Source organism: Mesorhizobium erdmanii USDA 3471 (assembly GCF_000472705.1).
Classification (GTDB): domain Bacteria; phylum Pseudomonadota; class Alphaproteobacteria; order Rhizobiales; family Rhizobiaceae; genus Mesorhizobium; species Mesorhizobium erdmanii.
The window spans coordinates 1-10716 of the sequence record NZ_AXAE01000049.1 but is presented as its reverse complement, the minus strand read 5'-3'; the positions used below and the strand labels follow the sequence as shown (position 1 = coordinate 10716).

General features: G+C 62.4%; 11 protein-coding genes and 1 pseudogene. 7 read left to right on the top strand and 5 right to left on the bottom strand.

Translation table 11 applies throughout. The features are described from left to right. Window positions 1–56: 56 nt before the first annotated feature. Complete coding sequence (locus A3AU_RS0127270) at window positions 57–1049, top strand: IS481 family transposase (protein ID WP_027055698.1); 993 nt, start codon at window positions 57–59, stop codon at window positions 1047–1049. A 114-nt stretch (window positions 1050–1163) separates the two neighbouring features. Here the strand turns inward: A3AU_RS0127270 and A3AU_RS1000000139980 are convergent, their stop codons facing one another. Both A3AU_RS1000000139980 and A3AU_RS0127265 read right to left on the bottom strand, forming a co-directional pair. Further along, on the bottom strand, window positions 1164–1304 hold the full coding sequence (locus tag A3AU_RS1000000139980; protein ID WP_154674680.1) for a hypothetical protein: 141 nt from the start codon (window positions 1302–1304) through the stop codon (window positions 1164–1166). 61 nt (window positions 1305–1365) lie between these two features. Continuing rightward, on the bottom strand, window positions 1366–2001 hold the full coding sequence (locus A3AU_RS0127265) for a methyltransferase family protein (protein WP_027055697.1): 636 nt from the start codon (window positions 1999–2001) through the stop codon (window positions 1366–1368). 260 nt (window positions 2002–2261) lie between these two features. Between A3AU_RS0127265 and A3AU_RS01000000136220 the strand changes: the two genes are divergently transcribed. From A3AU_RS01000000136220 to A3AU_RS0127250, 4 genes are all read left to right on the top strand, one after another. Further along, entirely contained in the window at window positions 2262–2522 is a 261-nt protein-coding gene (locus A3AU_RS01000000136220) for a hypothetical protein (protein WP_032918257.1), read from the top strand. Between the two features lie 32 nt (window positions 2523–2554). Beyond that, window positions 2555–3346: a COG4705 family protein gene (locus A3AU_RS01000000136215; protein WP_032918254.1), complete on the top strand. Its 792-nt coding sequence runs from the start codon at window positions 2555–2557 to the stop codon at window positions 3344–3346. A gap of 165 nt (window positions 3347–3511) precedes the next feature. After that, window positions 3512–4195, top strand: a complete 684-nt coding sequence (locus A3AU_RS0127255; protein ID WP_027055695.1) for a winged helix-turn-helix domain-containing protein — start codon at window positions 3512–3514, stop codon at window positions 4193–4195. Next, a complete protein-coding gene (locus tag A3AU_RS0127250; RefSeq protein ID WP_027055694.1) occupies window positions 4192–5562 on the top strand; it encodes a sensor histidine kinase in 1371 nt (456 codons plus the stop codon). The genes A3AU_RS0127255 and A3AU_RS0127250 overlap by 4 nt, the downstream gene beginning before the upstream one ends. Window positions 5563–5661: 99 nt before the next feature. Here A3AU_RS0127250 and A3AU_RS0127245 read toward each other — a convergent pair whose 3' ends face one another. The 3 genes and pseudogenes from A3AU_RS0127245 to A3AU_RS0127235 form a co-directional block, all read right to left on the bottom strand. After that, complete coding sequence (locus A3AU_RS0127245; protein ID WP_081709691.1) at window positions 5662–6816, bottom strand: glycosyltransferase family 2 protein; 1155 nt, start codon at window positions 6814–6816, stop codon at window positions 5662–5664. Next, entirely contained in the window at window positions 6813–8336 is a 1524-nt protein-coding gene (locus A3AU_RS0127240; protein WP_027055692.1) for an ArnT family glycosyltransferase, read from the bottom strand. Before A3AU_RS0127240 ends, A3AU_RS0127245 begins: the two co-directional genes overlap by 4 nt. 400 nt (window positions 8337–8736) lie before the next feature. After that, a pseudogene (locus tag A3AU_RS0127235) lies at window positions 8737–9183 on the bottom strand (Lrp/AsnC family transcriptional regulator); the annotation flags it as partial. A 108-nt stretch (window positions 9184–9291) separates the two neighbouring features. Between A3AU_RS0127235 and A3AU_RS0127230 the strand changes: the two are divergent. Together A3AU_RS0127230 and A3AU_RS0127225 are read left to right on the top strand one after the other, a co-directional pair. Further along, a complete protein-coding gene (locus A3AU_RS0127230) occupies window positions 9292–10395 on the top strand; it encodes a saccharopine dehydrogenase family protein (RefSeq protein WP_027055690.1) in 1104 nt (367 codons plus the stop codon). Between the two features lie 103 nt (window positions 10396–10498). Continuing rightward, window positions 10499–10716: transposase family protein (locus A3AU_RS0127225; RefSeq protein WP_027054291.1), on the top strand; the 218-nt coding region annotated here is incomplete at its 3' end.

Here is a 10716-nt window from a genome sequence, read left to right as displayed (position 1 = left end):
TGTTTGATCCCAGGCTTTGATGGGGCATCCTTATCTTCCGAATCAAAGGATGCGCTATGGGCCAGGTTCTGCATGGGAGCGCCACAACGACAGAGGCGGTCCGTCGAGCGATACAGTATAGTCAAGAGAGCCTGAGGGCTCTGGCCAAGCGCTACGGGATCAACCAGAAGACGGTCGCCAAGTGGAAGAGGCGAACTTCAGTCGCCGATCTGCCGACTGGTCCGAAGGAACCGAGATCGACAGTGCTCTCGATCGAGGAGGAGGCAATCATCGTCGCCTTCCGGCGCTACACGTTGCTACCGCTCGACGACTGCTTTTATGCCTTGCAGCCAACCATCCCGCACCTGACGCGGTCTTCATTGCATCGCTGCCTGCAACGCCATGGCATCGGCCGCCTGACGGATGTCGAGGGTGACAAACCGGCGAAGAAGAAATTCAAGAGCTACCCGATCGGCTACTTCCACATCGACATTGCCGAGGTGAGGACCGAGCAGGGCAAGCTGCACATGTTCGTCGCCATTGATCGGACCTCGAAGTTCGCCTTCGTCGAGTTGCACGAGAAGGCCCCCACCGCCGTATCAAGAGACTTTCTACTGCGCCTGATCGCGGCCGTTCCCTACAAGATTCATACCGTGCTTACCGATAACGGCATTCAGTTCACCACGCCCGGTGCCGGTGGCTCGGCGGTGCCGCTGATCAAGGAGGCAATCGCCAATGGCGAGATCTTCCGCGCTCACGCCTTCGAGTACACCTGCGCCAGGAACGACATCGAGCATCGCACGACCAAGGCGAGGCATCCGTGGACCAACGGCCAGGTCGAGCGAATGAACCGAACCATCAAGGACGCCACCGTCAAGCGCTTCTACTATGAGGGCCACGACCAACTACGCACCCATCTCGCCGACTTCGTTGCCGCCTACAATTTCGCTCGCAGGCTCAAGACCCTCAAAGGTCTCACCCCATACGAGTTCATCTGCAAGGCATGGGTCTCACAACCGGAACGCTTCAAACTCAATCCGCTCCAGCAAATGCCGGGACCAAACACCTAGGGTTCTATCGTTCGGGTCAGGTATCATTATCGACGTTCGGGATTTGCGGAGGCATCTAGACTTCGTCATCCGCATCTGAACTTCGATGGGAAAGCGGCCGCCAATCCCCGAGCGCTATCGCTCCACCAGCACCGCTGCGCGATAGGCCGGATTGCCGTACCAAGCCATTCGGTCGAGTTCCGCCGCCGTGGCTCGAAGGTCGACCACGGCCGTTGCGGTCAAGCCGGTGTCAACGACGGCGGATCTCGAACGCACGGCGATATGCCTCCCTGGCGTCACGATGATGCGCTGGCGCAGATTGGCCTAAGCCGGACAATCAGTAGAGCGTGATGAAGGCCGGAAACAGCACGCCGGTCTGCCGGAGATATTCGATCAGCTCGATGGCCGGGAAGATGGCGAGGAAATAGAGCCCGTCATAGAAGGTGCGCTTGAGCGCCCGCGTCGAGAACTGCAGCTCGTCATTGTCGCGGTAGAGCAGCGGGTTCGGCCAGAACCGCGGCGTTCTCGTGATGTAGGCCAGATAGGCTGGCCCGAATTTACCCAAGAGAAATTCGGCTTCCTTGCGCGCCGTGACACGGAAGATGAGGAAGCTGGCGAGGCCCAGCGCCAAGGCGACCAAAACCGAGCCGTAGAGCAATCCGATGCCGACCGCGCCGACCGTCGAGAAGAAATAGAGCGGGTTCTGGCTGATCGAAAACGGTCCCGTCGAAACCAGCTCCTCGTTCTTCTTGCCGCCGACATAGAGGATGCTCCACAGCCGCCCGGCGACGCAGGCGAGCACCAGGCAGAAGCCGACAAATTCGAGCGTTTCGTGCCCGTCCGAACCTTCGCTGAGCGCCGGCTTGGTGAGAAACAGCAGCAGCACCGCCAGCGCCGCCGCGACGCGCACGAAGATCAGCCGCTTGCGTTGGACGAACGCCTTCGAAACCGGCTTGAGCGACGCATAGGTCATTTCGTGGTTTTCCTGGGGCACGGATTGCAGGTTCGGGCACTGGGGCACGCCATTGATGGCGGATGCAAGGCGGTGGCTTCTATTAGCGCGCGCGCGCGGTTCGTAAAGGCCTTTTGTGCGGCCGGCGTCCATTCTTACGAAATTGTATGCCGCCGGACAGGCTGGAGTGAAGTCGCTTCCCTATCGTTGGATGCCGGCCCGCCGTTTAGGGTCGGGTTCAGTTATGGCACCCGGACGGGCATAAGGCAGGGAACGGTTTCATGCGAAAATTTGCACGTGCCATCGCAGCGGGCGTCGTCGCCGTCGCCGGCTCGATTTCCAGCGCTTCCGCCGCCGCCACCGCGCCTTGCGAGGAGACGTTGAAGACCCTTCGTGCCGCGGAAGCAGCGGCCACGCTCGGCGACGCCGACAAGTCGAAGGTCTTGGAACTGGAGAGCAAGGGCATCGAACGCTGCAATGCCGACGACGACAAGCGCGCCGACGACTTCTTCGCCCAGGCGATGAAGGTCATGGGCAAGTAGTCCCACGAACCATCAGCCTGAGGAGGTCTGCCATGCTCTCTCCCAACCCGCAATACCCTGACGGCCACAACAGGGTTCCGGACGTCACCCTCGATTTCTGGCTGATCAAGCTGATGGCGGTGACCATGGGCGAGACGGCGGCGGACTATCTCGCCGTCAATCTCGGGCTCGGGCTGACCGTTACCTCGCTGATCATGACCGGCGTGCTGATCGTCGCCCTTGTCCTGCAGTTCGCGCAGAAACGCTACGTACCCTGGGCCTACTGGCTGGCGGTGGTGCTGATCAGCGTCGTCGGCACGCTGATCACCGACAACCTCGTCGACAATTTCGGCGTGCGCCTGCAGACGACCACGATCGCCTTCTCGGTCGCGCTCGTGGCGATATTCGCGGTCTGGTACGCCAGCGAAAGAACACTGTCGATCCACACCATCTTCACCACCCGCCGCGAAATTTTCTACTGGCTGGCGATCCTGTTCACCTTCTCGCTCGGCACCGCCGCCGGCGATCTCGTCGCCGAGAGCTTCGACATGGGCTATCTGACGTCCGGCCTGATGTTCGGCGGCGCCATCGCGCTCATCGCGCTCGCCTATTATCTCGTCAATCTCGACGCCATCCTGGCCTTCTGGCTCGCCTACATCCTTACCCGGCCGCTCGGCGCCTCCTTCGGCGATCTCCTGGCGCAGCCGGTCGAGTATGGCGGCTTCGGTTTCGGCACCACCTTCACCAGCCTGATCTTCCTTGGCTGCATCTTTGCCCTGGTTCTCTACATGACGCTGAAGAAAGCCGCCGACGATACCGACGAAATTCTGCTGGAATCGGATTGAACCTTGATTTGGTCATCCACGGCTGGAGCATGAGCGTGGCGACGCGGACCCGAGGATGACGAAGGTAAGGAGAGTGCCACACGGTCAACGCCGCCCTGCCCTCCTAGGAACAGGCCCGCGCCGGTGATAGCCTGTTGCCCAAATTGGCAATCAACCGGAACAGCGATGCGACTTCTTCTTGTCGAGGACGACCAAAGGACGGCGGACTACATCGTCAAGGGCCTGACCGAGGCCGGCCATGTCTGCGACCTCCTGCGCAACGGCCACGACGCGCTTTTCGCCGCGACCAGCGGTGGCTATGACGTGATTGTCGCCGACCGCATGATCCCGGGTCTCGACGGCCTGTCGATGGTCAAGGCGGTGCGCGCGGCCGGCGTGCGCACGCCGGCGATCTTTCTCACCTCCGTCGGCGGCATCGACGACCGTGTCGAGGGCCTGGAGGCCGGCGGCGACGACTATCTGGTCAAGCCCTTCGCCTTTTCCGAGCTGCTCGCCCGCATCAATGCGCTCGGCCGGCGGCCCGCGGCGCAGGAGCAGAAGACGGTCCTGCGGGTCGGCGACCTCGAAATGGACCTGATCATGCGGCGCGTTGTCAGGCAGGGCCAGCCGATCGACCTGCAGCCGCGCGAATTCAGCCTGCTCGAGGTGCTGATGCGCGGCGAAGGCCGCGTCATCACCCGCACCATGCTCCTGGAGCGCGTCTGGGATTTTCATTTCGATCCCAAGACCAGCGTCGTCGAGACCCATATCAGCCGGTTGCGGGCCAAGGTCGACAAGCCGTTCGACGTCCAGCTCATCCACACGATCCGCAACACCGGCTACAGCCTGCACGCTCCGCTCGCACCATGACCGGTACCTGGTCTCGCCTGCTGCGCAGCACGCCGTTCCGGCTCGCGCTGACATTCGGCTTCCTGTTCATGCTGGCCTTCGTGCTGTCGGGCGCCATCGTCTATGAGATGATGAGCGCCGATCTTGCCGAGCGGCTCGACGAGACCATCAAGGAAACCTATTCGGTTGTCGCCGCCACCTATACCGAGAACGACCTGGAAGACCTTGTCACCACGATCGAAAGCCACGCCAAGCTCAGCCCGAAGAAGGAACAGCTGTTTTCGCTGACCGACCCGGCCGGTAACCACCTGGCCGGCAACTTCACCGCCGCCGGGCTTCCCGAAGGGTTCTCGGCGTTCGACGCTGTATTGCCAGGCGTCCCTCCCGATACGGAGTACCGTGCCTTTTCCGGCTCGATCGGCCACTACAGCCTCACTGTCGCCTTCAGCCTTTCCGACACGGAGGAGCTGGAAACGGTGGCGATGATGAGCTTTGGCTGGGCAACCCTGATCATCACGGGCCTGGCGGTCGCCGGCGGCGCGCTGCTTGCCTCGCGTGTCCAGCGCCGCCTTGATGGCATCGCCGCCACCATGGTCGACGTCTCGCATGGCCGGCTCGATACCCGCATCCCGCTGACCGGCACCGGCGACGATATCGACATCGTTTCCAGTCAGGTCAATGCGGCGCTCGACCGCCTGTCGGGCCTGGTCGAAGGCATGAAGCAGGTCAGCACCAACATCGCGCATGATCTGAAGACACCGCTCAACCGCCTGCAGATGATCCTGGAAGGTGCCGCCGACAAGTCCACGCGAAATGAGGATGTCTCCGACGACCTGGCCGATGCCCGCGTGGAAGGGTATCAGATCAACGAGACCTTCGACGCGCTGTTGAGAATCGCGCAGATCGAGGCCGGCGCGCGCAAGGCGCGGTTCACCGATGTCGATCTGGGCGAGATCCTGCAAACCATCGCCGATATCTACTCCGACGTGGCCGAGGATGACGGCAAGTTGCTGTCACCGCCGCTTCTGGACGGGACGGCGGACCGCATCCACGGCGATCGCGAGCTATTGACGCAGATGTTCGCCAATCTGGTCGAAAACGCGCTGCGCCACTGCCCTCCCGGAACCACGATCACGCTGTCGGTGACGCACCAGGGCGCGCGCATCCTTGCCGGCGTCGCCGACAATGGACCGGGCATTCCCGCGGACGAGCGCGAAAAAGTGTTTCAGCGTCTTTACCGGCTGGACCACAGCCGCTCGACCCCGGGCAGCGGCCTTGGGCTGAGCCTTGTCAGGGCCATTGCCGATCTGCACGGCGCCTCCATTACGCTGGAGGACTGCCGGCCAGGCCTCGCCGTGGAGGTGAGCTTTCCCATGGCCGCTGATTAGCGCAATTCCAGAAAAAGTGCTTGGCGGATTTCCGCCCGCAATAGCGTCAAAACAAGGAGATGGGGCGGTTCTGCATCTTTCGCTAAACAGTGGACCACTCTACTGGCGGCGCCAGGTGATGGCGGAGTTGGTGATGTAGTTCCACGCCGAACCGACGATGGCGCCGGCAAGGCCGGCGACCCACCAGCGTGAGTGGCCGCTGTAGAGAAGCGTCGATACCCCGACACCTGCCACGACGCCGAAGCTGCATAGGGCCGAGAACATGAGCAAGCCGGTCAGGAACCGCCAGCCGCGCCGACGTTGGTCGCGATAGGTGAACGCGTTGTTCAGCGTGTAGTTGAAGGCCATCGCCGTGAACATGGCAGCTGTCTGGGCGACGGCAAACGACAATCCGTGCGGCAGCAATGCGTGCAGGACCGAGAGATGGACGACGACGCCGGCGGATCCGACCAAGCCAAATGCAAGGAAACGCGTCGAGATCAGATCCCCCGACATTTTCGAAACCAGCAGACCGGCGTATTCAAGCGCGACCAGGGAGTCGAGTTTGCTCTGTCCATGCAGGCGCGGGGCGAACACGTAAGGGATTTCCCTGATCCTGATGGTGGTAGGCGAAGACGCGACGATGTCGAGCAGGATTTTGAAGCCTTGCCGCGACAGCCGGGGGGCCACCGCCTCGACGATCTCCCTGCGCAACATGAAGAAGCCGCTCATCGGATCGTCGATCTGCGTCCTCAGAAGGACGCGGGCAAGACGCGTCGCCAGCCGGCTGGCATTCGATCGCAACTTGGTAAATCCGCCATGGGCACCGCCATTGCCCTGGTAACGACTGGCAATCACCAGGTCGGCCTCGCCCCGCTGCAGGACCGCGAACATGGTGGACAGGCAGGTTTCGTCGTGCTGCAGATCACCGTCCATCACGGCGACGATCGGTGCCGAACTCGACAAGATGCCCTCGAGGCAGGCTCCGGCAAGGCCGCGGCGGGCGATACGCCGGATGCCGCGAACCCGGTGGTCGCTGGCCGCAATGTCGCGGACCGCCAGCATCGTGCCATCCTTCGAGTCGTCGTCGACGAACACCACCTCCCATTCAAGAAGCGGAAGCGATTGCCGCAGCCGGTCCACCAGCAGACTGATGTTGGCGCGCTCGTTCAGCGTCGGAACGACGATCGTCAATTCCGCCCCGCCCCGCCCGGTCATTATGGGAAGCACGTTGTCCGCCAACACGCCGCCGCCCTGTTGGGCCACCTTGTTCATGGCAGTCCCGCCGCCGGCTGCATATTGACCTTGGGAGGTTGCGCCTGCGCGCGCTTCACCGGCAGGACGAGCATGTCAAACACCGGAAATCCGTACACTTGCTGCACCACATGCCGGGCATCGCCGTTGACGGCAAATAGCCTGCCGAGACTGTCGCGAGCGTCCTTTTCGTGAGCGGCCTCGTCGCTGAAATTCAAGGCGGCGATGAAAAACCCGGTGTTTCGGCCAGCAAGAGGGCTCTTGTCCATGAACTGGAAGTGGCGTGGGTCGCCAGGAAGCACCTCGATCGGAATGTCCGGGCCAAGTTCGTAGGCCAGCTTTGCCGCCTGCATCCAGTTCGACGCGACGACATATCCGTTGGCGTGCCTGATCTCGTCGGCGATCTTGCTGTCCGTCAGCGCGGACCAGTCGACGAGTTGCCAGTTGACATCGAACTTCGACGCCCTCTGGAAGAACGGCCTGGTCAGCGCGCCGGTTGTCGTCTGCACCGCAAATCCGACGGCCAGGAGCGACACGACACCCGCGGCAATGACGAAGGATACGAAAAGCCTGGTTGGCCGTCGCGTCGAATAGACGCTGCACCATTGGCCGACGAGGGGAAAGGCAAACAGGAAGCCGCTCATCGACCAGTGCGGCAGGGAGTGGGCACTGAACAGCGCGATCACATCGAAGAATACGATGGGAAGCGCCGAGAACAGCACGAAGAAGCGATCGGTTGGCGTGCCGACGCGGGCACCTCGCCACAGGCACGCCATGGCGACCAGCCAGATCGGCGGCCACAGATAGGCGGCCTGGCCGAGCAACGTGGTGGCGAGGTTGCCGGGATGCAGGAGATGGCCCTCATTGGCGGTGCCGCGGCCGGACTGGAATGCCAGCGAAATCCAGCCGTGTTCCATGTTCCATAGAACGACCGGCAACAGACCAAGTGCCGCGATGGCCCCGGCCACCCATGGCCCGGCAGTCCGCAGCTGGCCCCTACCGGGCTTCGTCAACAGCAGCACTAGCAGGGCGGAGATGCAAAATATGCCGGCCTGATATTTCGACATCAGCGCCAGCCCAAGGGCGACACCGGCCGCGCACCAGCGCAGGAACGCAAAACGCGGCTCTGAACCGAGAAGCATTGGCGCGGCCAGGCAAGCAGCGGCCAACAGAAAGAAATCAAGCGGCCCGTCGGGAACGACGAAATGGCCGGCCGAGATGAGAAAGAACGGCGCGATCGTATACCAGGCCACTGCCCAGAATGCCACGACGGCACCATAAGCGTATCGGGTCAGCGCAAACAGCAGCAGCGCTGACGCAGAGCCGAGCAGCACGTAGGGAAGCCTCACCACGAGCCGGCATTCGCAACCGGACATATCCGCCATGAACCGGGCGAGCGCGAAGCCGAGCGGAGGATGATCGAAGTAGGAAAGCGAATGGCTGCGCGACACCACCACCGCATAGGCTTCATCGATCGACAGTGGGATGACCGACGCAAGTCCTATCCTGAAGATCAGGAAGGCGACGACGAGAAGAACCATCTGGGAATCCGGAGACGCGGGAAAAGAGCGCGCCACGCCGGATGATGGCCACGTGGCGACACCGCCTCCCCGCCAAGTTTCCTCAGACTGCATCCGGACGCTACCAGAACCAGAGCTGATGGGCGCCGTAATCTTGCATCGGCCCGTTTTCGAACATTGGGAGCGACAGCAAAGCGATAGTCAGCAACACGGCGGTGGTTGCGATGCATATCCACCGACTTTGCCAGACGGAAACATTACGCGGTACGTTCAAAGCCACCTCTCGGAACGCGACAGGTTTTCGGCTTCGGTTTGGCCGCATCGGTTCGAGCGTGACACTACCTTGTCAATCATACCGGCGTTTTGCCGGGTTCTTACAAATCGGTAAGAGGGCGGGAATCGCCCATGAACGGCCCGACACTCAGCGATCGATGCGCGTCGACAGGATGATCGACGACGATGTCCGCTCGACTCCTTCCATGGCGCCGATCCGGTCGAGCAACGCGTCGAGGTCGCGGATCGACGGCGCGTCGACGATGACGATCATGTCGAAATTGCCGCTGACGGAGTGCAGCGTCCGCACCGGCGGCAGCGCCTGCAAGGCACGCACCACCTTGTCGGCAAGCTTGGGCGTGACGGTGAGCAGCACATGCGCCCTGACCAGGCCCTGCTCATAGTCGGCGGAGAGCCTGACGCCGTAGCCCGATATGATGCCACGCTGCTCCAGCCGTTCGATCCGGCTTTGCACGGTTGTCCGCGACACGCCGAGCTGCCGCGCCAGTTCGGCGGTCGAGGCGCGCGCGTTGGCGCGCAGCAGGGAAAGCAGGGCCTGTTCGGCTTCACTGAGCATTTCAACGAATTCCTTCGGCGAATTGTGTAAATAGAGGTTTCATTTTGCACAATTCCACGCTTCCTTTCGACGGGCAAGCTGCGATCCTGTTCCCTTGATTTGGCTTTTTGCATGAGGGATTGGGTCATGAAGAAAATTGTTGTCGTCGGCGCCGGCAAGATCGGCTCCACCATCGCGGAGATGCTCGCCGCCACCGGCGACTTTTCCGTCACCGTCGTCGATCGCGCGGCGGCACAGCTTGCCGCGGCCGAACTGCCCGCCGGCGTCGAGGCGCTGGAGCTCGACATCGCCGCGCCGGGCGCGCTCGAAGCAGCACTCGCCGACAAGTTCGCGGTGCTGAGCGCCGCCCCCTTTCACCTGACCACGCGCATCGCCGAGGCAGCGGCCAGCGCCGGCGTGCATTATCTCGACCTCACCGAGGATGTCGTCTCGACCCGCCGCGTCAAGGAACTGGCGCACGACGCCAGGAGCGCCTTCATCCCGCAATGCGGGCTGGCGCCGGGCTTCATCTCGATCGTCGCCAACGATCTGGCCAGCCGTTTCGACACGCTGGAAAGCGTCCGCATGCGCGTCGGCGCGCTGCCGCAATACCCATCCAACGCGCTCAACTACAACCTCACCTGGAGCACCGACGGTGTCATCAACGAATATTGCGAGCCCTGCGAGGCGATCGTCGAAGGGGAGCTGATCGAGGTGCCGCCGTTGGAAGAGCGTGAAGAGTTCTCGCTCGACGGCGTCACCTACGAGGCCTTCAACACCTCCGGCGGCCTCGGCACGCTGGCCGAGACGCTGAAGGGCAAGGTGCGCACGCTGAACTACCGCACCATCCGCTATCCCGGCCACGCCGCGATCATGAAGGCGCTGCTCAACGACCTTGGCCTGCGCCATCGCCGCGACGTGCTGAAGGATATCTTTGAAAGTTCCCTGCCCTCGACGCTGCAGGATGTGGTCATCGTCTTCGTCACCGTCTCCGGCCGCCGCAACGGCCGCCTGCTGCAGGAGACCTACGCCAACAAGATCTATTCGCAGCGCATCGGCCAGACGGTCCGCAGCGCCATCCAGATCACCACCGCGTCCGGCATCTGCGCCGTGCTCGACATGCTGGCCGACGGCAGCCTGCCGGCGACCGGCTTCGTCAAGCAGGAGGACATCGCGCTCGATGCATTTCTGGCCAACCGTTTCGGACGGGCCTATGCGCAACATGAGATGGTAAGCCGGCTGGCGGGATGAGGCTGTGTAGTCTCCCCCTCGAGGGCAGGGGAATCGCATATGGCGATTTTGCGCTTGAAGTTGGTGTGAGAAGGGATTCTTTGGGAAGGCAGTCCACTGAGGAGTGACTGCCATTTCCAGCCTTGAGAGCTATTTCGGCTCGGTTCCTGATCCGCGTGCTGCCAACGCCACGCACCGGCTCGGTGATCTGATCGTGATGATGATCGCGGCGAGCCTGTGCGGCGCGACCAATGCGACGGAGTTCTCGCTGTTCGCGCAAGAGCGCAAGCAAGCGCTGTCGCGGTTGATCAAATATGAGGAGGCACCCAGCCACGACACCTT